This is a genomic window from Pseudomonas sp. N2-3-1-14 (assembly GCF_041228395.1).
Classification (GTDB): Bacteria; Pseudomonadota; Gammaproteobacteria; order Pseudomonadales; family Pseudomonadaceae; genus Aquipseudomonas.
The window spans coordinates 216,353-241,476 of the sequence record NZ_CP166199.1; the positions used below are offsets into that span (position 1 = coordinate 216,353).

Annotated in this window: 23 protein-coding genes and 1 tRNA gene; 15 read left to right on the forward strand and 9 right to left on the reverse strand. The window is 60.6% G+C overall.

Features of this window, described 5'->3' with window-relative positions:
• Window positions 1-120: 120 nt before the first annotated feature.
• From AB5I78_RS00900 to AB5I78_RS00910, 3 genes are all read left to right on the forward strand, one after another.
• Window positions 121-1,767 carry a von Willebrand factor type A domain-containing protein gene (locus tag AB5I78_RS00900; RefSeq protein WP_369301823.1) on the forward strand — a complete coding sequence of 549 codons (1,647 nt, stop codon included), beginning with the start codon at window positions 121-123 and terminating at the stop codon, window positions 1,765-1,767.
• A 152-nt stretch (window positions 1,768-1,919) separates the two neighbouring features.
• Window positions 1,920-2,492, forward strand: a complete 573-nt coding sequence (locus tag AB5I78_RS00905) for an RNA polymerase sigma factor (RefSeq protein ID WP_369301822.1) — start codon at window positions 1,920-1,922, stop codon at window positions 2,490-2,492.
• Window positions 2,489-3,082, forward strand: a complete 594-nt coding sequence (locus tag AB5I78_RS00910) for a hypothetical protein (protein ID WP_369301821.1) — start codon at window positions 2,489-2,491, stop codon at window positions 3,080-3,082. Before AB5I78_RS00905 ends, AB5I78_RS00910 begins: the two co-directional genes overlap by 4 nt.
• A gap of 244 nt (window positions 3,083-3,326) precedes the next feature.
• On the opposite strand, the gene AB5I78_RS00915 is transcribed toward AB5I78_RS00910, so the two are convergent.
• From AB5I78_RS00915 to AB5I78_RS00930, 4 genes are all read right to left on the reverse strand, one after another.
• A complete protein-coding gene (locus AB5I78_RS00915; RefSeq protein ID WP_369301820.1) occupies window positions 3,327-3,548 on the reverse strand; it encodes a hypothetical protein in 222 nt (73 codons plus the stop codon).
• Between the two features lie 125 nt (window positions 3,549-3,673).
• Window positions 3,674-4,513, reverse strand: coding sequence for a DUF4062 domain-containing protein (locus tag AB5I78_RS00920; RefSeq protein ID WP_369301819.1), 840 nt, complete (start codon window positions 4,511-4,513; stop codon window positions 3,674-3,676).
• Between the two features lie 113 nt (window positions 4,514-4,626).
• Window positions 4,627-4,827: a KTSC domain-containing protein gene (locus AB5I78_RS00925; RefSeq protein ID WP_370004330.1), complete on the reverse strand. Its 201-nt coding sequence runs from the start codon at window positions 4,825-4,827 to the stop codon at window positions 4,627-4,629.
• Between the two features lie 578 nt (window positions 4,828-5,405).
• Window positions 5,406-5,482: transfer RNA gene (locus AB5I78_RS00930), tRNA-Arg, on the reverse strand.
• 371 nt (window positions 5,483-5,853) lie between these two features.
• Between AB5I78_RS00930 and gabD the strand changes: the two genes are divergently transcribed.
• The 3 genes from gabD to AB5I78_RS00945 all read left to right on the forward strand — a co-directional run bounded on the left by gabD (window position 5,854) and on the right by AB5I78_RS00945 (window position 10,096).
• Window positions 5,854-7,296: an NADP-dependent succinate-semialdehyde dehydrogenase gene (gene gabD, locus AB5I78_RS00935; protein WP_369301818.1), complete on the forward strand. Its 1,443-nt coding sequence runs from the start codon at window positions 5,854-5,856 to the stop codon at window positions 7,294-7,296.
• A 180-nt stretch (window positions 7,297-7,476) separates the two neighbouring features.
• The gene (gene gabT / locus AB5I78_RS00940; RefSeq protein ID WP_369301817.1) at window positions 7,477-8,754 is read left to right on the forward strand and encodes a 4-aminobutyrate--2-oxoglutarate transaminase; all 1,278 of its coding nucleotides are present in this window, start codon (window positions 7,477-7,479) and stop codon (window positions 8,752-8,754) included.
• A 139-nt stretch (window positions 8,755-8,893) separates the two neighbouring features.
• Window positions 8,894-10,096 (forward strand): HDOD domain-containing protein, encoded by a 1,203-nt coding sequence (locus tag AB5I78_RS00945; RefSeq protein WP_369301816.1) that lies wholly within the window; start codon window positions 8,894-8,896, stop codon window positions 10,094-10,096.
• Between the two features lie 52 nt (window positions 10,097-10,148).
• Here AB5I78_RS00945 and AB5I78_RS00950 read toward each other — a convergent pair whose 3' ends face one another.
• Window positions 10,149-11,150: a sensor domain-containing diguanylate cyclase gene (locus tag AB5I78_RS00950; protein WP_145159695.1), complete on the reverse strand. Its 1,002-nt coding sequence runs from the start codon at window positions 11,148-11,150 to the stop codon at window positions 10,149-10,151.
• 421 nt (window positions 11,151-11,571) lie between these two features.
• Entirely contained in the window at window positions 11,572-12,756 is a 1,185-nt protein-coding gene (desA, locus tag AB5I78_RS00955) for a delta-9 fatty acid desaturase DesA (RefSeq protein ID WP_369301815.1), read from the reverse strand.
• A gap of 165 nt (window positions 12,757-12,921) precedes the next feature.
• Here desA and dibA point away from each other — a divergent pair, with 165 nt between their 5' ends.
• The 6 genes from dibA (at window position 12,922) to AB5I78_RS00985 (ending at window position 19,290) form a co-directional block, all read left to right on the forward strand.
• A complete protein-coding gene (gene dibA / locus AB5I78_RS00960; protein WP_369301814.1) occupies window positions 12,922-14,832 on the forward strand; it encodes a phosphodiesterase DibA in 1,911 nt (636 codons plus the stop codon).
• Between the two features lie 303 nt (window positions 14,833-15,135).
• Entirely contained in the window at window positions 15,136-15,318 is a 183-nt protein-coding gene (gene oscA / locus AB5I78_RS00965; protein WP_003170956.1) for a sulfur starvation response protein OscA, read from the forward strand.
• Between the two features lie 74 nt (window positions 15,319-15,392).
• Window positions 15,393-16,403: a sulfate ABC transporter substrate-binding protein gene (locus tag AB5I78_RS00970; RefSeq protein ID WP_106577355.1), complete on the forward strand. Its 1,011-nt coding sequence runs from the start codon at window positions 15,393-15,395 to the stop codon at window positions 16,401-16,403.
• A gap of 198 nt (window positions 16,404-16,601) precedes the next feature.
• On the forward strand, window positions 16,602-17,420 hold the full coding sequence (cysT, locus tag AB5I78_RS00975; RefSeq protein WP_003218141.1) for a sulfate ABC transporter permease subunit CysT: 819 nt from the start codon (window positions 16,602-16,604) through the stop codon (window positions 17,418-17,420).
• A gap of 13 nt (window positions 17,421-17,433) precedes the next feature.
• Window positions 17,434-18,306: a sulfate ABC transporter permease subunit CysW gene (cysW, locus tag AB5I78_RS00980; RefSeq protein ID WP_003218139.1), complete on the forward strand. Its 873-nt coding sequence runs from the start codon at window positions 17,434-17,436 to the stop codon at window positions 18,304-18,306.
• A gap of 3 nt (window positions 18,307-18,309) precedes the next feature.
• Window positions 18,310-19,290 (forward strand): sulfate/molybdate ABC transporter ATP-binding protein, encoded by a 981-nt coding sequence (locus AB5I78_RS00985; protein WP_145159703.1) that lies wholly within the window; start codon window positions 18,310-18,312, stop codon window positions 19,288-19,290.
• A gap of 121 nt (window positions 19,291-19,411) precedes the next feature.
• Here AB5I78_RS00985 and AB5I78_RS00990 read toward each other — a convergent pair whose 3' ends face one another.
• Entirely contained in the window at window positions 19,412-19,939 is a 528-nt protein-coding gene (locus AB5I78_RS00990; protein WP_369301813.1) for a DUF962 domain-containing protein, read from the reverse strand.
• 83 nt (window positions 19,940-20,022) lie between these two features.
• Here AB5I78_RS00990 and AB5I78_RS00995 point away from each other — a divergent pair, with 83 nt between their 5' ends.
• Window positions 20,023-20,709 (forward strand): Crp/Fnr family transcriptional regulator, encoded by a 687-nt coding sequence (locus AB5I78_RS00995; RefSeq protein WP_369301812.1) that lies wholly within the window; start codon window positions 20,023-20,025, stop codon window positions 20,707-20,709.
• Window positions 20,710-20,747: 38 nt separating this feature from the next.
• Window positions 20,748-21,113, forward strand: coding sequence for a response regulator (locus tag AB5I78_RS01000; RefSeq protein WP_119738264.1), 366 nt, complete (start codon window positions 20,748-20,750; stop codon window positions 21,111-21,113).
• 230 nt (window positions 21,114-21,343) lie between these two features.
• Here the strand turns inward: AB5I78_RS01000 and AB5I78_RS01005 are convergent, their stop codons facing one another.
• Window positions 21,344-22,348, reverse strand: a complete 1,005-nt coding sequence (locus AB5I78_RS01005; protein ID WP_369301811.1) for an AraC family transcriptional regulator — start codon at window positions 22,346-22,348, stop codon at window positions 21,344-21,346.
• Window positions 22,349-22,449: 101 nt separating this feature from the next.
• Here AB5I78_RS01005 and AB5I78_RS01010 point away from each other — a divergent pair, with 101 nt between their 5' ends.
• Entirely contained in the window at window positions 22,450-23,529 is a 1,080-nt protein-coding gene (locus AB5I78_RS01010; protein WP_369301810.1) for a fatty acid desaturase, read from the forward strand.
• Here AB5I78_RS01010 and AB5I78_RS01015 read toward each other — a convergent pair.
• A complete protein-coding gene (locus AB5I78_RS01015; protein WP_369301809.1) occupies window positions 23,501-25,111 on the reverse strand; it encodes an arylsulfatase in 1,611 nt (536 codons plus the stop codon). The two genes, AB5I78_RS01010 and AB5I78_RS01015, sit on opposite strands and share 29 nt — an antisense overlap.
• Window positions 25,112-25,124: the final 13 nt, after the last annotated feature.

The following is a 25,124-nucleotide window of genomic DNA, read 5'->3' on the forward strand; positions in this document are numbered from 1 at the left end:
AAGCCAGCGTCTACACACTTGCACAGTGATCGAGGTGTTATCCGACTCCGGTTTAACCCGAACCCCCCACACCTTGCGTCTGACCTTGTGAACGGATCATTCATTCACGAGGTTCAGCCCATGTCCCGTCCGCTACTTTTCCTGCGCCCTGCTGCCCACGGCTTTACCGTTACGTTGCTGGTCGCGTTGGCCGGTTGTGGGTTGTCTTCTTCCCGTGATGCCGCCAAGCCTGAGCAGGCTGCACCTGTCGCCGAGCTGCAACGCGCGCCGGTACAGGGGGCGCTGAGCAAGCGCATGCCGATGCCGATGCCGGCGCCAATGGCCATGCGCATGGTCAGTCAGGATTCAGCGGCGATGGCCTACCGCAGCGAGCCTCGTGAGCACTACGCAAACCTGCCGGACAACCCGGTGCACCGCGTGGCCGAAACGCCCGTCTCGACCTTCAGTGTCGATGTCGACACCGGCAGCTATGCCAACGTAAGACGCTTCCTCAACCAAGGCCGTCTACCGCCTGAAGGTGCTGTGCGATTGGAGGAAATGGTCAATTACTTCCCCTACGACTACGCACGCCCCACCGACGGCTCGCCGTTTGGCGTGACCACAGAGATCGCCGCCACACCGTGGAACCCGCACACTCGGCTGCTGCGCATCGGCATCAAGGCGTCCGACCGCACCGTCGCGGAGCTGGCGCCGGCCAACCTGGTTTTTTTGGTGGATGTGTCCGGTTCCATGGACCGCCGCGAAGGCTTGCCACTTGTGAAAAGCACCCTGAAATTGTTGGTGGACCAGCTCCGCGACCAAGACCGTGTGTCGCTGGTGGTGTATGCCGGTGAGTCCCGCGTAGTGCTCGAACCCACCTCCGGCCGCGACAAAACCAAGATCCGCAATGCCATCGACCAACTCACTGCGGGCGGCTCCACAGCCGGCGCATCCGGCATCGAGCTGGCCTACCAGATGGCCCGCGCAGGGTTTATCGACAAGGGCATCAACCGCATCCTGCTGGCCACTGACGGTGACTTCAACGTGGGCATCAGCGACTTCGACAGCCTCAAGCAGATGGCGGCCGAGCAGCGTAAAAGCGGCGTGTCGCTGACCACCCTGGGCTTTGGTGTGGATAACTACAACGAACACCTGATGGAGCAATTGGCCGACGCGGGCGATGGTAACTACGCCTACATCGACAACCTGCGCGAAGCGCGAAAAGTACTCGTCGACCAGCTCAGTTCAACCCTGGCCGTCGTGGCGCAGGATGTGAAATTGCAGGTGGAATTCAACCCGGCCCAGGTCAGCGAGTACCGACTGCTGGGCTATGAAAACCGCGCCTTGAAACGTGAGGATTTCAACAACGACAAGGTGGATGCCGGCGAGATCGGCGCAGGGCATACCGTGACGGCGTTGTACGAAATTGTCCCGGCGGGCCAGAAAGGCTGGCTGGAGCCGTTGCGCTACGCCGCTGCGCCGGCGGCTGAACACGCATCCACAGAGTTGGCGATGCTGCGCGTGCGCTATAAAACGGCGGCGGGCGGCGACAGCCAATTGATTGAGCGGCCCATCAGCAACCAGGCGACCAAGGCCAGCGACGACCTGCGCTTCTCGGCAGCTGTGGCAGCCTTCGCCCAACAGCTCAAGGGCGATGGCCGCTACACTGGCAGCATGAGTTTGCAGGACACCGCCGCACTGGCCCGCTCGGCCCGAGGCGATGACCCGTTCGGGCTGCGCAACGAGTTCGTGCAACTGGTGGAGTTGGCGCAGAGTCTTAAGCACTGATTTTGCCTGCAGCGCCGATCCAATGTGGGAGCTGGCTTGCCTGCGATAGCATCACTGCGGTGTGACTGAAACACCGAAGCGTCTGCATCGCGGGCAAGCCCGGCTCCCACAGGTAATCTGCATTGATCCATCGAAAGGAGTTCGCCACCTACATGGCCGTACCCGATGATTCACCCAGCGACGAAGCGCTGCTGACCCGCTACCGAGCCGGTGACGGCGCCGCGTTCGAGGTTTTGTACGCGCGCCATCGCCAAGGCTTGTACCGGTTCCTGGTGTCCCTGAGCAACAAGGTCGAACTGGCCGAAGAGGTGTACCAGGAAACCTGGCTCAGCCTGATCCGCAGCACCACTCAGCCACAAGGTCGGGCGAGCTTTCGTACGTGGTTGTTCCAGATTGCCCGCAACCGCCTGATCGATCACTGGCGCAAGCACGGTATCCACAACCCGCTGCACGACAGCTACGATGAGCAACTGCACGCCCAGCCCGACGACAGCGCCGGCCCCGAGCAGCAACTGAGCCTGAGCCGCGACCAGGCGCGCCTCGACGCTGCGTTGCAAGACTTGCCCGAAGACCAGCGCGAAGTCTTCCTGCTGCGCCTGCACGGCGACCTCGAAGTGCCGCAAATCGCCGCCCTCACCGGTGCCCCGCTGGAGACCGTCAAAAGCCGCCTGCGCTACGCCCAGCAGAAACTGCGCCGCCTGCTGGCCGAGGAGATACCCGCATGACCGACCCCCGACACACCCAGGACCCCGACGACGTGTTGCTCCAACACTTTCGTCAACACAGCACAGGCGAGCCGCCCGCGTCCCTCGACGCCTTCATCCTCAACACCGCCCGCCGCGAAGCCCCGGCACCGCCGCCGAGCCTATGGCAACGCTGGCTGAACGCCTGCCGCCAGCCGCGCTGGCAGATGGCTTTCGCCACCGTCGCCGGCGTGGCGCTGATGATCGGCGTGGTGATGCGCTCACCCGTGCCGCAGCCGGAGATATCCACCGCGACCTTCTCCGCGCCCCACCCGGAACTCGCCCGCCCAGTGGTCCAAGCGTATTCAGCGCCAGCACCGGCGCCCATGGCCCGCATGGCTGCCGCACCCCCGGTTCAGGCTGAGGTCGCCGGCGCAATGGCGGATGAGCCGGCCGCGAAACTCAGCAAGCGTGCGGTGGCGTTGCCATCATTGGAGGAGGGGTTGCAGCAGATCGTGGAGCTGCGCCGGGCTGGAGAAACCAGAGCGGCCGATGAACAGCTGCTGGCGCTGCATAAGCGCTTTCCCAGGGAAGACTTGCCGGGGCGGTTGGAGGCGTTGCAGAAGCGTTAATCGACACCCACAAAAAAGCCCCAGGTCTTTCGACCTGGGGCTTTTTTCGTCTGTATCTGGTGCCCAGGTGTCGTTTGAACTGGTAGGTCAAAAGCCAGTATTTACTGGGTTTCGTTGATTGGGTTTCGGTTAGGCATGCACGTGGGCATACACGCCGAATGTTTCTGGGGGATATTTTCTTTGTATCCCGCTTGGAAAAGCACTCACCACATGGTTAGCAGTGAACTCGGATCAAGGGCGGTATTCATTTTTTTGTTTGACCTTCTGCCGCCAGTGAGGCGAGTGCAAGGGTAATGAATCCTGAATTCTCATCCAGGATCTCCAGTGCCCCTCGAATGTTCTGTGCCACCTCTGTAGATCCTCGTTGCTCAACCCAGTTAGACAACTCCTCAATAGCAGCACCCAATGTCAGCTGGTTCTCATTCATGCGCTTAAGCAATGATGCAAGCAGCGAGACATCTTCCATGAGCTTTCGCCAAAGGGAGGACGTTGAACCAGGCCATCAAATGTCTGTATTGCTGGTTTGCTTGATCTGTCTATTTCAGGGGATGGCCAAGGATATACGAGTCATCTTGCTGTCTATGTGCCGGCTTATAGCTCAATCATGTCGGCGATTTGATAGCCAAGATTTGTGACTTCGTAAATTTCACCTTTGTGCCCACGCGCGACGATGAGACGCTGACCTTCCAGCTCATTTATCGCTTGTTCCCATTTTGCCGTTTCGCGTCTGTCATCCTGGGTAATCAGGTTTTTGCCATTTGTTTGGATATCAGTCCCGCCCAAATAGCGGATATGCATGATCGTGCCATGAGGATCTAAGCTCGACTCCTTGAGAAGAACTCGGGCTTCGTTGGACAAATTTGGAATTGAGGTCTTGGACTCGACGGGTTCAGCTGTCGCAAGGCCTTCAGCTTTGTTAAACAAAGGATGATCGTTGACCTTAAGCTGAAGGTGGCGATACAGCTTTGTTCTGAAGTCGGCCAGGCTGTCGTAGCTTTCATAAAGCCCTCGACGTTGGCATTCGGACCTGAATTTTTTAACACTTGCCACCTGGTCCAAGTCGGCCGTGTCCATTGCCACAGGCTGAGATGAGAAATAGAGCATTGTCGGTTTTCCGGACTCAATGTGCCTCTCCAGTTCCTCTACAGTTCCACTCGCATAATCGTCTGTTGGAGTACCAATTCTTGTCCAAAAAACACCTACCATCAGATCGCATTTTCCAAGAATTTGATCGTTGATAATGGCTTGTGGTTTGGAGCCCATTTCTGGAGATGAGTGCGACTCCCAGCCAACAGGAAGTAATACAATTTTGCGAGCGCTCGAGTTTACCGCGTTCCATTCGTAGATCACGTCACGAACGATTGACCGTTCGGAGGCAACGTCGCCGGGAGACGCGATCATGACGTTGAAGGTTTCAGCGCTGTAGCTCATTGCACATCCTCTGTGTTGGAAGGAGGAAGTCGGTAGGTACTAGCTCATGGAAGGTAGTCGCGTATTCCCTGCCGTCAAATGGATCACCTACGTTATCTCCTTCACACGCGGCCTCAGCATTGATATCGATCACGTATATATCGGTTGTAGTAAGAACCTTTGGACGCTGCAGACATCAGCCCTTCATGAATTGATGGGGGGACATTGCAGAAGTCGTAGGCGTGCCCCTGTTGAAAGCGGATTCTCATTCTTTTCGATCCGGCATCGTAGCCAACGGCAGTCATCGCTTCTGAATGTACAGCAACCATTTCCATATCATTCTCCTTAATCGAGGCGACCCGACGGGACGCTGATGTCTCCGGCTGATACTAGTTCAGGCTTGCGTAATTGGTTCCAGTGGCTTGAAAAGGCGCCAGGGCCCTGACGCATTAGTAACGACACGGGGCATGAAACCCGCGGGATCGAGTTAGTGGGAGGTGCCGGAAGTTACTGAAATTTCAATCGTTGAAATTGAAAGGATCTTGAAGAAAAAGGGCTATCGTTACAGCTTCGGTAAAGGTGGCTGTATCTGTTGCTGATAGTGAACACCTGCCTGGCGTCAACCATGGTGATGGGTGTCAACCACGTCAACCAACTTAAAAAATCCATCAGAGAAAGGGTAGAGAAAGGGGACAGATTTATTTATGTCCAAACCGAAGCCCTATTCATCGCATGACTACCACCCCTCACAGGAGTGGGCACAATTGCTGACTGGTAAGTGAGCCACCCGCTCCAAGAGCCCCAGCAAAAGCCCACCCTCCGAAGATTCCGGATAACTGCACCCCAAGACTTACGAAACGCCGCCCACAAAAAAGCCCCAGCTCTTTCGACCTGGGGCTTTTTCATCTGTATCTGGTGCACCCGGCGGGATTCGAACCCACGACCCCTGCCTTCGGAGGGCAGTACTCTATCCAGCTGAGCTACGGATGCTTGTGCGGGCGACATCATACCCATGTCGTCCTTGGGCGTCCATGCCGGTCTTTGGCCGTTTGTGGGTAGGAATTGGCTGCGCAGAGGCCCTGCACCGGGCGCCGGTGGTCGATGCGGTGGAACGCGGCCGAATCGCGCTGATCAGAAAGATTCGGCAAATGCGCCGTTTTCGTTCTTTTTTTCGAACAGACTATTGCCCTGTACCCCCATTGATCCTAGGATTCGTTTGAGATTTCAAACGCTCTGTCTCCCGTGCGCTCTTTCACTCTTGCCGCGCGCTGGGGCTGATTTCCCTGACGGCAGCCCACAAGGCGCCTTTCAACAACTCTAATTCGCTCCGCGTGCGCGCGGTGCTGTTAAGGAAAGCCGACATGCAGCTCAAAGATACCCAGTTGTTCCGCCAACAAGCCTTTATCGATGGCGCTTGGGTCGATGCGGACAACGGTCAAACCATCAAGGTCAACAACCCGGCCACGGGCGAGATTCTCGGCACTGTGCCGAAGATGGGCGCCGCCGAAACCCGCCGCGCCATCGAAGCCGCTGACAAGGCGCTGCCTGCCTGGCGTGCGCTGACCGCCAAGGAGCGCGCCAACAAGCTGCGCCGTTGGTTCGAGCTGCTGATTGAAAACCAGGACGACCTCGGTCGCCTGATGACCCTGGAACAAGGCAAGCCGCTGGCCGAAGCCAAGGGCGAAATCGTCTACGCCGCTTCCTTTATCGAGTGGTTCGCCGAAGAAGCCAAGCGCATCTACGGTGATGTGATTCCCGGCCACCAGCCCGACAAGCGCCTGATCGTGATCAAGCAGCCCATCGGCGTGACCGCTGCAATCACCCCGTGGAACTTCCCGGCCGCGATGATCACCCGTAAAGCCGGCCCGGCCCTGGCCGCCGGTTGCACCATGGTGATCAAGCCGGCTTCGCAAACGCCGTTCTCGGCCCTGGCCCTGGTTGAGCTGGCGCACCGCGCCGGTATCCCTAAAGGCGTGCTCAGCGTGGTCACCGGCAGTGCCGGCGACATCGGCGGTGAGCTGACCAGCAACCCGATCGTGCGTAAGTTGTCCTTCACCGGCTCCACCGAAATCGGTCGCCAGCTGATGGCCGAATGCGCCAAGGACATCAAGAAGGTCTCGCTGGAACTGGGCGGCAATGCGCCGTTTATTGTGTTCGACGACGCGGACCTGGATAAGGCCGTCGAAGGCGCGATCATTTCCAAATACCGCAATAACGGCCAGACCTGCGTCTGCGCCAACCGCCTGTACATCCAGGATTCGGTGTACGACGCGTTCGCCGAGAAACTCAAAGTGGCCGTGGCCAAACTCAAGATCGGCAACGGTCTGGATGACGGCACCACGACTGGCCCGCTGATCGACGAAAAAGCCGTGGCCAAGGTTCAGGAGCACATCGCTGATGCCCTGAGCAAAGGCGCCAAGCTGCTGGCCGGTGGCAAGGTGATGGAAGGCAACTTCTTCGAGCCGACCATTCTGGTCGACGTGCCGAAAAATGCCGCCGTGGCGAAGGAAGAAACCTTCGGCCCGCTGGCGCCATTGTTCCGCTTCAAAGACGAAGCCGAAGTGATCGCGATGTCCAACGACACCGAGTTCGGCCTGGCTTCCTATTTCTACGCCCGCGACCTGGGCCGTGTGTTCCGTGTGGCTGAAGCCCTGGAATACGGCATGGTCGGCGTCAACACCGGGTTGATCTCCAACGAAGTGGCGCCGTTCGGCGGCATCAAGGCGTCGGGCCTGGGCCGTGAAGGCTCCAAGTATGGGATCGAGGATTACCTGGAAATCAAATACCTCTGCCTGGGCATCTGACCGGCAAGAGCTTGCAGCAAACGCAGAGGGCACGAGAGCGCTGACCCTTTGCGTGTTTCACACCGTTATTCGTAGTGGCCGGGAAAGCTGTGGCAGTCGATCATCGCATGCTGCCGTAGTTGCCTCCCCGCCACGTATTCCTTGGACCACGCCACCCGATGAGTGGCGAATGAGGACTTTATGAGCAAGACCAACGCATCCCTGATGAAACGCCGCGAAGCCGCTGTACCGCGCGGTGTTGGCCAGATTCACCCGATCTTCGCTGAATCCGCGAAGAACGCCACCGTGACCGACGTTGAAGGTCGCGAGTTCATCGACTTCGCCGGCGGTATCGCTGTGCTGAATACCGGCCACGTGCACCCCAAAATCATCGCCGCCGTGACCGAGCAACTGAACAAGCTGACCCACACCTGCTTCCAGGTTCTGGCCTACGAGCCTTACGTGGAACTGTGCGAAAAAATCAACGCAAAGGTGCCAGGCGATTTCGCCAAGAAAACCCTGCTGGTCACCACCGGTTCCGAAGCGGTTGAAAACGCCGTAAAGATCGCACGTGCCGCTACTGGCCGTGCCGGCGTGATCGCCTTCACCGGCGCCTACCACGGCCGCACCATGATGACCCTGGGCCTGACCGGCAAAGTCGTGCCGTACTCGGCCGGCATGGGCCTGATGCCAGGCGGCGTGTTCCGCGCGCTGTTCCCGAACGAACTGCACGGTGTGAGCGATGACGACGCCATCGCCAGCATCGAACGCATCTTCAAAAACGATGCCGAGCCGCGTGATATCGCAGCCATCATCATCGAGCCGGTGCAGGGCGAAGGCGGTTTCTACGTCGCGCCTAAATCCTTCATGAAGCGCCTGCGCGAACTGTGCGACAAGCACGGCATCCTGCTGATCGCCGACGAAGTGCAAACCGGTGCCGGCCGTACCGGTACCTTCTTCGCCATGGAGCAGATGGGCGTCGCCGCCGACCTGACCACCTTCGCCAAATCCATCGCCGGCGGCTTCCCGTTGGCCGGTGTGTGCGGCAAGGCTGAATACATGGACGCCATCGCCCCAGGCGGCCTGGGCGGCACCTACGCCGGTAGCCCGATCGCGTGCGCCGCTGCATTGGCGGTGATGGAAGTGTTTGAAGAAGAGCACCTGCTGGACCGCTGCAAGGCTGTCGGCGAGCGCTTGGTGACTGGCCTCAAAGCCATTCAAGCCAAGTACCCGGTAATCGGCGAAGTGCGTGCGCTGGGCGCGATGATTGCGGTCGAGCTGTTCGAAGGTGGCGACGGCCACAAGCCGAACGCTGCTGCCGTCGCCTCCGTGGTGGCCAAGGCGCGTGACAAGGGCCTGATCCTGCTGTCTTGCGGCACCTACGGCAACGTGTTGCGCGTACTGGTCCCGCTGACCTCGCCGGACGAGCAGTTGGACAAAGGCCTGGCGATCATCGAAGAGTGTTTCTCCGAGCTGTAAGCGGAACCTGATTTGATCGACAGAAAAAACCCGCTTCGGCGGGTTTTTTTGTGCCCGATGCAGCACATTCAGGCCGTGTTCATTGTACCTAGGCAGCGTGATTGTCTAAGGTTGCAGCATTGCCGATGGAGCGTGCTGGATGACTGCTGTTGATTTACCGGCTGTACCCCGAGTGTTGATTGCCGAGGCGGACCCTTGGTCGCGGGATCTGCTCAAGCAAGTGCTGTTGAATGTGCGCTGCGACGCACGGCTGGATGTGTGTGCTGATGGGCAGCAAGCAGCCACGCTGTTGCGAGAAAAAACCTACGACCTGATTCTCGCGGATTGGGAGTTGCCGGGCGTCGATGGCCTGAGCCTGCTGCGCAGCGTGCGCCAGAAGCGCCGTTCGCTGCCCTTTATTCTGTTGAGCAGTCGTAATGACAGCGCCAGCGTGCGCGAAGCCTTGCCCCTGGCGCCGACGGCGTACCTGACAAAACCACTGAACATGGAAGGCCTGACCCAGCGCCTGCAAGACCTGCTGCTCAACGAAGGCGAAAGCGTGTACTGCGAAATTGCGCCGCTGGCGCCGGGCTTGACGCTGCCGGTGTTCCTGGAGCGCCGCCGCGAAGCCTCTGACGGCGCGCCGTTGCGGGTGGATGTAAAAGACGCCGTAGAGCACAGCCTCACGCCGGATGGCCTGGACCTCGGATGCCTGGAAGACCAGGTGCGCATGGACCCGCAAATAACGGCCGTATTGATCGCCGCCGCCAACAGCGCCGGCCATCACGGCACGCCGGTGCAAACCCTGTCCGCCGCGCTGCACACACTGGCGGCCGGGCAGAGCATGAACCTGATTCTGGGCCTGGCCCTCAAGCACAACGTGGTGCTGGGCGACCCGGCGCTGGTGGCCTATGCCGAGCGCCACTGGCAACTGTCCCAAGACACTGCCGACTATGCTCGCCGCCTGGCGCGCATGCTGGAGCTGGACCACGAGCGCTGCTACAGCGCCGGCATCCTGCATCGGTTGGGCGACTTGGCGTTGTTGCGTTGCCTGGAAGACTGGCGCCAGGGCGGCGGGGCGTTGGATGACGAAGCAATTGGCGAGTCTCTGGCTACCTACGGTGCGGCCTATGGTTCGGCATTGCGCGCGCGTTGGCGTTTGCCGTTGGAGCTACGCCAGTTGATTGCGTCGATCTATTCACTCGAAGGCGGGGTGTATTCGCGAGAATCGCTGGTGATGAACCTGGCGGCGCAGATGGCGCGGCTGACCGAGCGTGAAGGGTTGGAAGAGCTGGCCGGCAGCAAAACGGCGCGCTTGCTGAAGGTCGGATTGTCGGAGTTGACTCGGGTACGCAAGGCCTAGCCAGCAACGAGGTCACGTGTGGGAGCCGGCCCGCTCCCATCGTCGAGTGGCGTTAACTTGCTATGACGCGGTTCTTGCCTTGGCGTTTGGCCTCGTACATCGCCGCATCAGCGCGCGCAAACAGGCTGTCCAGAGACGCATCTTCTTCGCGCAGCGTAGCCAGGCCCTGGCTGACGGTGACGGTAAATTGCCGCCCTTCGTAGCTGAAACTCAGCGCCTGGATTTCCTTGCCCAACCGCTCGGCCACTTGCAATGCCATGTGCGGCGCACAACCGGGCAGCACGGCGGCGAATTCTTCGCCACCGATGCGCCCGAACAGGTCGCCACGGCGCAGTACGCTGCGACCGCTCTCGGCGATACGCCGCAACACCTGATCGCCCTCCAGGTGGCCGTAACTGTCGTTGACCTCTTTGAAGTTATCAATGTCCAGCAACAGGAACGCCAGCGTTGTGCCTTGGGCGCAGGCGCTGTCGAAGGCCAGGTTGGCGCATTCGAAAAAGTGCCTGCGATTGCTGCTCTGGGTCAGTACGTCGGTGGTGGCGAGTCGGTGCAGTTCCAACTCCATCTGTTTCTTTTCGGTGATGTCTTCGGCCATGCCGACCACGATCACCGGCCTGCCGGGCTCGACCTGCTGGTTGATATAGCATTTGTCACTCAGCCAGCGAATCTGCCCGTCGGCGGTAATGATGCGGTATTCGCGGTCCTCCACGGCGCCTTGCTCCAGCACGCGGGCGAGGCTGTATTCAGCGTAATCGAGGTCTTCGGGGTGAACGCTGTTGCGCCATTCGCGGTGGTCGGCCAATAGCAGACCGGCCGGACGGCCAAACACTCGCTCGTAGGCCGGGCTCACGTACAGCACTTGGCGCGTTTCCCAGTCGATGGCCCACAGCACGGCATTCACGCTGACCAGCAGTGAGCTGAGCAGTTGCTCGCGCTCACTCAGCCGCTCGACTTCACCCTGGGCGTGCATGAGCGCCAGCAAGGTTGCCGCCGCAGCCGGGCGGGCAGGCTCAGCTGTGGGGGCATCGGGCAAGTAAGGCTTTTCGTGAACCATCGGTACAACTCTCTCTGGGCGCGCCGCAGGATGGAGCAGCGGTCACTACAAGGGGTCACCATGATGGCGAAGTGTTCTTTGAGAGAGGGGAATTGCGGTGAAGTTCCGTGAACAGGCTGACTAAGAAATGACGTCAGAAACCGGTTGTAGGCCGATTTTCGCGGTGAATAGGCTGGTTTTGGTGATTAGTTTTACGGTGGTGAGGGTGCTTGCTGTGGCAGGCGGGCTTGTCCCGCGTTGGGCTGCGAAGCGGCCCTGAAACCTGGCACTGCGGTTTGTCGGGAGAAATGCGGTGGCTTTTATTGGGGCTGCTTCGCAGCCCAACGCGGGGCAAGCCCGCTCGCCACAGGGAGCCCGCCTGCCAAGGCCAACCCGCCTATCACGGCAAGCCCGCTCACGCGAGCGGGCTGTGAATGCTCGATCAGGCCGTTGCAGGACGCAGCGAATAAGTCTTCAGCTGGTGGGCAAAATCGCGCAGGGACTGAATGCCGCTGGCCTCGGCCTCGTGCACCCATTCCTTGATCGCAGCCAGCATGTCGTGGCCATTGGAGCTGGTTTTCAGCCAGATCTGTTGCAGCGCCAGGCGCTTCTCGTAGATCACGGTGAGCGCATGGCTGTGTTCCAGCAGGCTCTGGATACGCACGTGGTGGCGGTCATCCAGCAAGCTGGTTTCACGCGACAGCAGGCGTTTGGCACGGTGGAACTGATGGCGCACCGAGTGATCGACCTTCTCCAGCTCCTGCTTGACCAGCGGGCCGATCACCAACTTGCGGTACTGGGCCATGATCTGGAAGCGGTTGTTGAGGATCGCCATGGCGGTGTCCATGTCCAGATGGCCTTTGCCTTCGACACGGTGGGCGATGGGGGCAACGCGCTGCACCTTGGCCAGGCGCAGGAAACTGAAGACTTTGATCCACGCCCAACCCAGGTCGAACTCCCACTTCTTCACCGACAGCTTGGCTGAATTGGGGTAGGTGTGGTGATTGTTGTGCAGCTCTTCGCCGCCGACGATGATGCCCCACGGCACCAGGTTGGTCGCCGCGTCACGGCATTCGAAGTTGCGATAGCCCACGGCGTGCCCCAGGCCGTTGATCACGCCGGCAGCCCAGAACGGGATCCACATCATCTGGATCGCCCAGATGGTGATGCCGATGGTGCCGAACAGCATCAGGTCGATGACGCCCATGATCGCCACGCCCAGCAGCGGGTAAGGCGTATAGATCTTGCGCTCGATCCAGTCGTCCGGGCAGTTCTTGCCGTAGATGCGCAAGGTCTCTGGGTTTTCGGCTTCGGCGCGGTACAGCTCGGCGCCTTTGCGCAATACGGTGGACAGGCCTTTGACGACCGGGCTGTGCGGGTCGTCGACGGTTTCGCATTTGGCGTGGTGTTTGCGGTGGATGGCGGTCCACTCGCGGGTGTTCTGCGCCGTGGTCAGCCACAGCCAGAAGCGGAAGAAGTGTTTCAGGCCGGCATTGAGCTCCAGGGAGCGATGGGCTGAATAGCGGTGCAGATAAACCGTGACCCCAACGATGGTCACGTGGGTCATCAACAGAGTGACTGCCACCAGTTGCCAGGCTGACAAGTCAAGAAAACCGTTGTACCACATAGGCTGTATGGCCCTCAGATAAAGAAAAAAGCAGCTCACGCATTATCACTAAGCCTACAGAGAAAACCAGCCGCCCTTTCAGATAGAAGTGACTGGATGTTTCTTATTCTATAATCCGCAGCCTTTGTAGGGCGATTTTGTTTTTTGGTAAGGATTACTGACCATATGCTGTTTTCATACCGAGGTGCCCTGCGTGTGGGGCTGGTATACCTGCTGGTTTCCATTGCGTGGCTCCAGCTCAGCCATCATCTATTGATCGACTTTCTCGATGACCCTCGAGAATTGGAACGCTGGCTGCAGGTGCGTGGCTATGTCTGGGTGGGGCTCAGCGCGTTGACCCTGTCTCTGATTTGCGCCCGTTTTGCCCGTGCTCACCAGCTGCAGCAGCCGCTGAAAGAAAACCGCGAGCGCCTGCGCCAGGCGGCTGCCGTGTTCGATTGCACCCGCGAAGGCGTGCTGGTCACCGACGCCCAAGGGTTGATCGTGCACGTCAATCGGGCGTTTATCGAGATCACCGGCTATCGCCGCGAAGACGTCATGGGCGAGCGACCAAGCTTGTTCAAGTCCGGGCGCCATTCGTCGAATTTTTATCAACAGATGTTCCAGACCCTGGAACGCACCGGCGAATGGAGCGGCGAAATCTGGAATCGGCGCAAAAGCGGTGAAATTTATCCACAGTGGCAAACCATCCGCGTCATCCAGGATGACCAAGGCAAGGTCAGTCATTACGTCGCGGTGTTTTCCGATATCAGTGCGATCAAGGATTCCGAGCACGAACTGGCGCACCTCGCCCATCACGACCCGCTCACCGACCTGCCCAATCGCCTGCTGTTCACCGACCGCGCCGAGCAGGCGCTGGCCTCGGCGCAAGTGCACAAACGCGGCTGTGCCTTGCTGTTGCTGGACCTGGATCACTTCAAGATCATCAACGACAGCCTCGGCCATAACGTCGGCGACCAGTTGCTCAAAGCGGTCGGCGAGCGGCTCAAGGGGCTGTTCGGCCCCGGCGTGACCCTGGCGCGCCTGGGCGGCGACGAGTTCGCCGTGCTCGCCGAAAGTTGTCCACAGGTGGTGCAGGCCGCCGCCCTGGCCCAGCGCATGCTCGACGCGATGAAGCAGCCGTTCATCTTTGACGGCCACCAACTGTTTATCAGCGCCAGTATCGGTATCAGCCTGTTCCCCAGCGATGCCCTGAGCGCCCAGCAGTTGCTGCGCAATGCCGATTCCGCGCTGTTCAAGGCCAAGAGTGCCGGGCGCGAAAGCTACGCGCTGTACACCGAAGAGCTGACCGCCCATGCGCAGAACCGCGTGGAAATCGCCAGCGAACTGCGCCGCGCCCTCGACCAGCAGGAGCTGCGCGTGTATTACCAGCCGGTGCACAACCTGCAGGGCAGCCGCCTGATCGGCGTCGAAGCGCTGGTGCGCTGGCAACACCCGGAGCGCGGTCTGGTGCCACCGGGCGATTTCATCCCCATCGCCGAACGTACCGGGCTGATTGCCGACATCGACGCCTGGGTCATGGACCAGGCCTGCCGCCAGATGTGCCAATGGCTGGCCGATGGCGCGCCGCTGAGTTTTATCGCGGTGAATGTCTCCAGCCGGCTGTTTGCCCGGCGCGAGCTGTACGAGCAAGTCGCTCAGGTGCTGCACGCCACCGGCCTCGATCCGGCGTTTCTTGAGTTAGAGGTCACCGAAAGCGCGGTGATGGATGATCCGGAAGTGGCCCTTGAGCAGCTGCACCGCCTGCGTGAACTGGGCTTGCGCCTGGCCATCGACGACTTTGGCACCGGCTATTCGTCACTGCTGCGCCTCAAGCGCCTGCCGGTGCAGAAGCTCAAGATCGACCAGGGCTTTGTCGCCGGGCTGCCATGGGATGAGGACGATGCGGCGATTGTGCGCGTGGTAATCGCCCTGGCGAAAAGCATGGGCATGCAGGTGCACGCCGAAGGCATCGAGCAAGTGGAACAGGCGCGGTTCTTGTTGGAGCAGGAATGCGATATGGGGCAGGGGTATTGGTTCGGGCGGCCGATGCCGGCACAGGAGATTGATTGGCATCGGGCACCTGCTATCCGATAGGCAAAACTCGGTCAATGTGGGAGCCGGGCTTGCCCGCGATGAGGGCCTTTCAGGCGAAATATTTCGTGCCTGACACACCGCCATCGCGGGCAAGCCCGGCTCCCACAGGCTTCAGCCGCGCCTGGGTATCAGTATTTTCAGTACCAAAACCTTCGCAACCCCACGTCCTGCCAGAAAATTCTTTCTGGTTATATAAACATTCTTAAATAGTATTTTTAAGAATATCCGCGCTTATCTACTATCGCCCTCACGCCGCAAGCAGTGCCGCCACTGCCAGGCACTATTCATTTCAGGAGCGAGACCATGAGCGCATCTCTACGTAGCGTCGACGGCCAGGACGAAGCAGCCATTTTGCGTGAGATCCAGAGCGCCTTGCGCGACCTGCGGTTTGGCGCGGTGGAAATCACTGTGCATAACGCCCAAGTGGTACAGATCGAACGCAAGGAAAAATTCCGTTTGCAGAACCCGGGTAACAAACCGAGCTGAGCAACAACGGCGATTCGCATGCTAGACCCGCAACTATAAGAAAAAGCCAACACCCAGAATTTCAGGAGCCTTCTATGTCGTCGATTCGCCGTTACGCCCTGGCCGCACTGGCCAGTGCCGTGTTTGCCGGTTCCGCTGTTGCCAAGGACTACGAGCTGCTCAACGTCTCGTATGACCCGACCCGTGAGCTGTACCAGGACTACAACGCTGAGTTCACCACCTTCTGGAAACAGTCCCACCCCGGCGACAACGTCAAGATCCAGCAATCCCACGGCGGCTCGGGCAAGCAAGGCCGTGCGGTGATCGACGGCCTGCGCGCCGACGTGGTGACCCTGGCCCTGGCCGGTGACATCGACGAAATCGCCAAACTGGGCAAAACCCTGCCGGAAAACTGGCAAACCCGCCTGCCGGACGCCAGCACGCCCTACACCTCGACCATCGTGTTCCTGGTGCGCAAGGGCAACCCTAAAGGCATCAAGGATTGGGGCGACCTGATCAAGAAAGACGTGTCCGTGATCACCCCGAACCCGAAAACCTCCGGCGGCGCCCGCTGGAACTTCCTCGCCGCCTGGGCCTATGGCCTGAAAGCCGGTGGCAGTGAAGCCAAGGCCCAGGAATACGTGAAAGAGCTGTTCAAGCACGTGCCGATCCTCGACACCGGCGCGCGCGGTTCGACCATCACCTTCGTCAACAACGGTCAGGGTGACGTGTTGCTGGCCTGGGAAAACGAAGCGTTCCTGGCGCTGAAAGAAGACGGCGGCGCTGACAAGTTCGACATCGTTGTACCTTCGCTGTCGATCCTCGCCGAGCCGCCAGTGGCCGTGGTCGACAAGAACGCCGAGAAAAAGGGCAACACCGAAATCGCCACCGAATACCTCAAGCACCTGTACAGCCCGGCTGGCCAGGAGATTGCGGCGAAGAACTTCTACCGCCCACGCGATGAGAAAGTCGCCGCCAAATACGCCCAGCAGTTCCCGAAACTGGACCTGGTGACTATCGACAAAGACTTCGGCGGCTGGAAAACTGCCCAACCGAAATTCTTCAATGACGGTGGCGTGTTCGACCAGATCTACTCGGCGCAGTAAGCCAAATTAAACTGTAGGAGCCAGCTTTCTGTGGGAGCCGGGCTTGTGTGGGAGCTGGCTTGCCTGCGATAGCATCACCCCGGTGTGACTGACACACCGAGGTGCCTGCATCGCGGGCAAGCCCGGCTCCCACAGAAGAGCCAGCTCCCACACAAGCTCGCTCCTATAGTGGTATCTACCCGCTAACCAAGGACTCTTATGTCGCGTCGTATTTCCCCCGTCATACCCGGCTTCGGGCTGACGCTGGGCTACACCGTGGTGTACCTCAGCCTGATCGTACTCATCCCCCTGGCGGCGATGTTTGTACACGCCGCTCAACTCACTTGGGATCAGTTCTGGAACATCATCTCTGCACCGCGTGTGCTGGCGGCGTTGAAACTGAGCTTCGGCACGGCACTGTATGCCGCCATCATCAACGGCGTGATCGGTACGCTGCTGGCCTGGGTGCTGGTGCGCTACACCTTTCCCGGCCGCAAGATCATCGATGCGATGATCGACCTGCCCTTCGCACTGCCCACCGCCGTTGCCGGCATCGCACTGACTGCGCTCTACACCCCCACCGGCCTGGTCGGCCAGTTCGCCGCTGACCTGGGCTTCAAGATCGCCTACACCCCGCTGGGCATCACCCTGGCGCTGACCTTCGTCACGCTGCCATTCGTGGTGCGCACGGTGCAGCCGGTGTTGGCCGATATCCCTCGGGAAATCGAAGAAGCCGCCGCGTGTCTCGGCGCCAAGCCCTTGCAGGTGTTCCGCTACATCCTCGTGCCTGCGTTGCTGCCCGCCTGGCTGACCGGCTTCGCGCTGGCCTTCGCCCGTGGCGTTGGTGAGTACGGTTCGGTGATTTTCATCGCGGGCAACATGCCGATGAAAACCGAGATCCTGCCGCTGCTGATCATGGTCAAGCTCGACCAGTACGACTACCACGGCGCCACCTCCATCGGTGTGCTGATGCTGGTGGTTTCCTTTGTTTTGCTGCTGCTGATCAACTTGCTGCAGCGGCGCATCGAACACCCATAAGGAGGCGCGGAACATGTCCCAATCGTCTATTTCCGCCGCTTCTTCGGCCAACGCCGCCCGTCGTGGCAGCGCGGTGTCGCGACGCATCCTGATCAGCCTCGGCTGGCTGGTGTTCTTCCTGTTCCTGCTGCTGCCGCTGTTTATCGTGGTGTCCCAAGGCCTGAAGAATGGCCTGGGGGCGTTCTTCACCGCGATTCTCGAGCCGGACGCGCTGTCGGCGCTGAAACTCACGGTGATCGCCGTGGTGATCTCGGTGCCGCTCAACGTGGTGTTCGGCGTCAGCGCCGCCTGGTGCGTGAGCAAATACTCATTCCGTGGCAAGAGCATCCTGGTCACGCTGATCGACCTGCCGTTCTCGGTGTCGCCGGTGATCGCCGGTCTGGTCTACGTGCTGATGTTCGGCGCCCAGGGCTTCTTCGGCCCCTGGCTGCAAGACCACGACATCCAGATCGTCTTCGCCTTGCCGGGCATTGTGCTGGCGACCATCTTCGTGACGGTGCCGTTCGTGGCCCGTGAACTGATCCCGCTGATGCAGGAGCAGGGCACTCAGGAAGAAGAGGCCGCGCGCCTGCTCGGTGCCAATGGCTGGCAGATGTTCTGGCATGTGACCGTGCCGAACATCAAGTGGGGCCTGATCTACGGCGTGGTGCTGTGTACCGCACGGGCGATGGGTGAGTTCGGCGCGGTATCGGTGGTGTCCGGCCACATTCGCGGCGTGACCAACACCCTGCCGCTGCACGTCGAGATCCTCTACAACGAATACAACCACGTTGCCGCGTTTGCCGTCGCGAGCCTGTTGCTGATCCTGGCGCTCTTCATCCTGCTGCTCAAGCAGTGGAGCGAGAACCGTATCAACCGCCTGCGCAAAAGCGCCGGTGAGGAATAAGTCATGTCGATTGAAGTCCGTAATGTCAGCAAGAATTTCAACGCCTTCAAGGCCCTGAACAGCATCAATCTGGACATCCAGAGTGGCGAGCTGGTGGCGTTGCTGGGCCCGTCCGGCTGCGGCAAGACCACCTTGCTGCGCATCATTGCCGGCCTGGAAACCCCGGATGCCGGCAGCATCGTGTTCCACGGTGAAGACGTGTCCGGCCACGACGTGCGTGATCGCAACGTCGGTTTTGTGTTCCAGCACTACGCGCTGTTCCGTCACATGACCGTGTTCGACAACGTCGCGTTCGGCCTGCGCATGAAACCGAAAAACCAGCGCCCGAACGAAAGCCAGATCGCGGTCAAGGTTCACGAGTTGCTGAACATGGTGCAGCTGGATTGGCTGTCGGATCGCTACCCGGAACAACTCTCCGGTGGCCAGCGCCAGCGTATCGCCCTGGCCCGCGCCCTGGCGGTCGAGCCTAAAGTGTTGCTGCTGGATGAGCCGTTCGGCGCCCTCGACGCCAAGGTGCGTAAAGAGCTGCGCCGCTGGCTGGCGCGTCTGCACGAAGACATCAACCTGACCTCGGTGTTCGTGACCCACGACCAGGAAGAGGCCATGGAAGTCGCCGACCGCATTGTGGTGATGAACAAGGGCGTGATCGAACAGATTGGTTCACCGGGCGAAGTCTACGAGAACCCGGCCAGCGATTTTGTGTACCACTTCCTGGGGGATTCCAACCGCCTGCATTTGGGTGAGGACCAGCACGTGCTGTTCCGCCCGCATGAAGTGTCGTTGTCGCGCCATGAACTGGAAGACCACCACGCGGCTGAAGTGCGGGATATTCGGCCGTTGGGCGCCACTACACGGGTGACGCTGAAGGTCGAAGGCCAAAGCGAGTTGATCGAGGCCGAAGTGGTCAAAGACCACGACAGCCTGACCGGTCTGGCGCGTGGCGAGACCTTGTTCTTCAAACCCAAGGTTTGGCAGAAAGCTTAAAAACACCGCAAGACCCCTGTGGGAGCGGGCTTGTGTGGGAGCTGGCTTGCCTGCGATAGCATCACTGCGGTGTGACTGATACACCGAAGTGCCTGCATCGCAGGCAAGCCCGCTCCCACATTCAGACCTTGCTCGGCTTTAGATCGCGGCGTTCTACCGGGCCGGACCGCGCCTCAATCTGCTCCTTGAGGTCATGCCGCAACCCCAGCACAAACGCCAACTCCGCCACCACAAACAACGGCCCCACAATCAATCCCGACACATCATCCACAAACGCCGGCTTCCTGCCTTCGTAATAGTGCCCGACAAACTGAATCGCCCAACCCACCACAAACATCCCGATCCCGCTGCCCAGCCACACCGCTGTGCTCTGCGCCGCCAGCACATGCCCGGCCCACACCGCCAAGCCCATCAACACCGTCATCAGCACGCCCAGCGCCAGTTCCAGGCGCAGGTAAAACCATGCCGAGAACAGCGCGAGTAGCACTGCCGGAGATATCCACAGGCTACCGACGGCCCATTCGGGGCGCGACAACAGCACCGCCACGGCGACCACGATCAGCGGGATGCCGACAAAGTGGCTGGCGATATTGCGCGGGTCGCGGTGGTAGGCGGCGTATTGACTGAGGTGCTCGACGAGGCTTTTCATTGTTGTTCCTCCTGTAGGATGCTTGATCATGCCCTGCCAGCCTGTGACTGACTGTCAGCTGGGCGACAATCTTCGGAGTTCGCATGGACACAGAGAAATGGCGCTCGCAGCTGGCCAGCGGTCATTGGTTCAGCCACTTGCCTGCCTCTTTTCAGCATAGCCTGCTGGCCAGTGCCCGGCAGCGCCAGCTGGCGGCGGGGCAATACCTGTTCAAGCGCGGCGACCCGCCCTGTGGCCTGTATGCGGTGCTCGACGGCACGCTGCGCATCAGCGCGGTGAACGAGCACGGTAAGGAAGCGCTATTGAGCCTGGTAGAGCGGCCGTATTGGTTCGGCGAAATCTGCCTGTTCGACAGCTTGCCGCGCACCCACGACGCCTGCGCCGTGGGGCCGTGCACGCTGTTGCAGGTGCCGCAGCAGGCGTTGCTGAGCATCCTTGATCAGTCCCCGCAGTACTGGCGCGACCTGGCCTTGCTGATGAGCCAGAAACTGCGCCTGAGCTTTATCAATATCGAGCACCTGAGCCTGATGCCGGCCTCGGTGCGGCTGGCGCACCGTTTACTGATGATCGTTGAAGGTTACGGCGATACCGAGCACTCGAAACGTGTGCTGCAACTGCCCCAGGAAGATTTGGCGGCGATGTTGAGCCTGTCACGCCAGACCACCAACGCCTTGCTCAAGGACCTGCAAGCCCAGGGCGTCGTGCGCCTGGGCTATGGGGAAATTGAAATCCTCGATGCTCATCGCTTGCGTGAGGCGGCGCAGACCTGAGGGTGATAGCCTGCAAACCTGATCAATCGAGGTGTGTTATGCGCGTGCTGTTAGTGGAACATGAAACCGAAGAGGCACAGCGGATGGCCCGGGGTTTGAACGAGGCCGGCTACACCGTGGAGGTCGCAGCCAATGGCATGGCCGCGTTGCGCTTCGTGGAGAGTACCGAGTACGAGCTGGTGATTCTGGATGTGATGTTGCCGGGCTTGAACGCCTGGAAGTTGCAGCAGGCTATTCGGTTGAAGGGCGAGACGCCGGTGTTGTTCCTAACCACGCCGGGCGGGATTGAAGACCGGCTTCGCGGGTTGGAATTGCATGAAGATGATTATTTGCTCAAGCCCTTTGATGCCAAGGCGTTGGCGGCGCGGGCAAGAAAGTTACTGCGCCGCGATCGTGGGCGCTGATTGATTCAGGATGTGCATGGTCTGATCCACCGTCTTCGCGAGCAAGCCCGCTCCCACCTTTTGATTTGTTAACGCAGTCAAATGTGGGAGGGGGCTTGCCCCCGAAGGCGCTGATTGATTCAGGATTTGCAGGGTCTGATCCACCGCCTTCGCGAGCAAGCCCGCTCCCACCTTTTGATTTGTTAACGCACTCAAATGTGGGAGGGGGCTTGCCCCCGAAGAGGTCCTACCTAGCGCAACCCATCCCGAAACTGCCCCGGCGTCATCCCCGTCCAGCGCTTGAACGCGCGATTAAAACTGCTGGTATCGGCAAACCCAAGCAAGTGGCTGATCTCGGCCAATGAGCACTGCGGATCCCGCAAGTGCAGCAGCGCGAGATTCTCCCGACATTCATTGAGCAACGCGTCAAACCGGCAGCCTTCATCGGCCAGATGCCGTTGCAAGCTGCGCAAACTCAAATGCAACGCCTGGGCGATCCGTTCGGCACTCGGCTCACCCTCAGGCAATTGCGCCTCGATGGCCGCGCGCACCTTGCGCTCCCAAGTCAGCGGTTGCAGCTGGGCGAGGGTGCGTTTGAGCACGGTTTCATTGTGTTCGGCCAACTCCGGGTTGGCGTCATCCAAGTGGCTGTCGAAGTCCCGCGCGGCAAACTCCAGGCGGTCTTCCTCGGCGCCAAAGAATACCGGTGCGCGAAACACCGTGTGCCACGGCGTGGGGTCGGCCGGCTCCGGGCGCTGCAGGTACACCGCCAGCGGCGCGTACTCACGGCCGAGCCGATTTCGGCAGGTGCGCACATAGATCGCTGCAAACGCATCAATCGCTTCCAGCGCCGGTGCCGGGCTGCCGGCGGGTTGCAGCAGGCGAAAGCAATAGCGCTCGCCCTCTCGACTAAGCTCCAGCGTCAGCGCATCGCTGACCACTTGGTGATAACGCACAATCCGCTCGAACACCTCGCGCAGGCTGCCGCTGGCCACCAACGCATAACCCAGCGCATGAAAGGTGGTCGGGCTGACAAACCGCGACACCCGCAAGCCGATGGCCGGGTCGCCGCTGGCCTGCACGGCCAGTGCCCATAACCGCGTGGTGGCCGACAACGGATAGCGCGCGTTGGGGTCGTCTATCTGCTGCGGGTCGAGCCCGGCTTGCGCACACAGGGCGGCGCTGTCGAGGTCCAGGGCGTCGAGCTGCTTGCGCAGGGCGCGGGTCCAGCTGGCGAGGGAAGTGGCTTCGGGCATGACGATTGGCGCTTGCGGTCAACAGGTTGGCGTGTGGGGCTGATGCCCTGGCGCACCGCTTGGGCCAGGATGCATCAATCAATAACCAAGAGGATGGAAGCATGGACGGTACTTCTGCAAGTCCCCAGCAGATGAACGCACAACAGCGTTCAGCGCATATCCGTGACGTGGTGCTCGCCGAAGGGGCCAGATTGCGCCAGCAACACCCCTGGTTGCGGCACCAGGACGCCCTGGGCGCGGGCATTCTGGCGTTTGCCTTGCTGGGCATGCTCGGCTCGGCGGCGCTCTACATCACCGGCCACATGGCGTGGTGGGTTTGCCTGCTGCTCAATGCCTTCCTCGCCTCGCTGACCCACGAGCTGGAACACGACCTGATCCACAGCATGTACTTTCGCAAGCAACGCCTGCCCCACAACCTGATGATGGGCCTGGTATGGCTGGCGCGGCCGAGCACCATCAACCCGTGGATACGCCGGCATCTGCACCTCAATCACCACAAGGTGTCCGGCACCGAGACTGATATGGAAGAACGCGCCATCACCAATGGCGAGCCGTGGGGCCTGGCGCGGTTGCTGATGGTGGGTGACAACTTCATGTCGGCGTTCATCCGCATGCTGCGCGCCAGGACCTGGAAGCACAAATTCAACATCCTCAAGCGCTCGCTGTTGGTGTACGCGCCCTTGGCGCTGCTGCATTGGGGCGCGTGGTATGTGTTTTTGGGCTTTCATGCGGCCAATGGCATCGCCAGCCTGATGGGCGCGCCGATCGCCTGGTCAGCCGGCACCTTGCAGGTGATGCAGGTGATCGACATCGCCGCCGTGGTGATCATTGCCCCCAACGTGCTGCGCACCTTCTGCCTGCACTTTGTCAGCTCCAACATGCACTACTACGGTGATGTGGAGCTGGGCAACGTGATCCAGCAAACCCAGGTGCTCAACCCCTGGTGGATGTGGCCGCTGCAAGCGTTTTGCTTCAACTTCGGCAGCACCCATGGCATCCACCATTTTGTGGTGAAAGAGCCGTTTTACATCCGCCAGATGACCGCCAGGGTGGCGCACAAGGTAATGCGCGAGATGGGCGTGCGCTTCAACGATTTCGGCACCTTTGCGCGGGCCAACCGCCTGGAACCGCAGGCCCGCACACAGGCCGGGCTCAATCCGGCTGAAACGGCGACGCGCTGAGCACCACGCCGGTCTCGTCCACGTACTGCTGCCAGTGGCCGATCAGGGTCTCGAGTTTGTCCGGGTGACTCAAGGCCAGATCATGGATTTCTCCGGGGTCCTGGCCCAGGTCATACAGTTGCCACGTCGCCGGCCCTGCCGGGCCTGGGATGTACACGGCTTTCCACTGGCCCTGGCGAATCGCGCGGCGGCCGAACAGCTCCCAGCCGGTGACGGTATGTTCGTCGTGCACCTGATTGGTCTCGCCGGACAAAAAGCCCAGCCACGACTTGCCCCGCAACGGCGCCACCGGCTTGCCGCGCCAGTGCTTGCCGGGGTGGCGTACACCGGCCAGGTCCAGAATCGTCGGCGTAATATCCATCACCGTGCCGAACCCATGGCTGATCCGCCCGTTGAGCGCCAGTGGCGGGTAGTGCACCAGCGCCGGCACCCGAATGCCACCCTCGGTGGTAAACGCCTTGAACAGCCGCGAGGGCGCGGTCGCCACCTGCGCCCATGACGGCCCGTACCAGACGTACGAGTTGGCACGGCCGATGTTTTCCAGGCTGTTGTCGTAATGCTGGTTGAGATAGGTCAACAGCTGCGGCCCGAACGTGGGGAAGGCTTCCAGCAGCGCGCCCTCGGCGCCGTTATCGGACATGAACACGATGAAGGTATTGTCCAGTTGCCCCTGGCGGCGCAGGTACTCCACCACCCGGCCGATGTTCCAGTCCATGCGCTCGACCATCGCCGCATACACTTCCATCGCGCGGGCCGAGAGCTGGCGCTGTTCATCGCTCAAGGCCGCCCATTGGGTGTTCAGCTCAATCAGCGGATGCGGCTCGACATGGGCGTCGATCAACCCCAGCGCCTTGAGCTTTTCCAGGCGTTCCAGGCGCAGCACTTCGGGGCCGGCGTCGTAGCGGCCACGGTATTTTTCGACAATGTCCGCCGGCGCCTGCAACGGCCAATGCGGCGCCGAAAACGGTAGGTAAGCGAAGAACGGCCGCGCCTGGTCGCGCTCCTTGAGGTACTGCAGCAGCTTGTCGCCAAACGCATCGGAGGAATAGAACCCCTCGGGCAGTTGCGCGACGAAGGTGTCGTCCTCGATGTACAGCGCCGGGGTGGATTTGAGCAAGCCTGGCGTGTCGTCGTCATAGGTCGGCTCAAAGCCATAGTGGTTGGCGGCGCCGGGCAACAGTGAAAACGACCGCTCGAACCCCCGCGCATGCGGCGCGAGTTCGGCGGTGAGGCCCAGGTGCCATTTGCCGCTCATCAAGGTCTGGTAACCGGCCTCGCGCAGCAGCTCCGGCAGCGCCACGACGTTGTCGTTGAGGTAGCCCTCGTAACCCGGTTTGCCGATCAGCTCCGGCGTGAGCGCCTCGGCCATGGTGCCGATGCCAGCGATGTGATGGTCGGTGCCGGTCAGCAGCATCGAGCGCGTGGGAGAGCAGGTCGGCGCGGTGTGGAAGTCGGTCAGGCGCAGACCCTTGAGCGCCAGGGCATCCAGGTGCGGCGTAGAGATTTCCCCGCCGAACGCGCCGAGGTCGGAAAAGCCCATGTCATCGGCCAGGATCACGAGAAAATTGGGACGTTGCGGCATCACGGCACTCCTC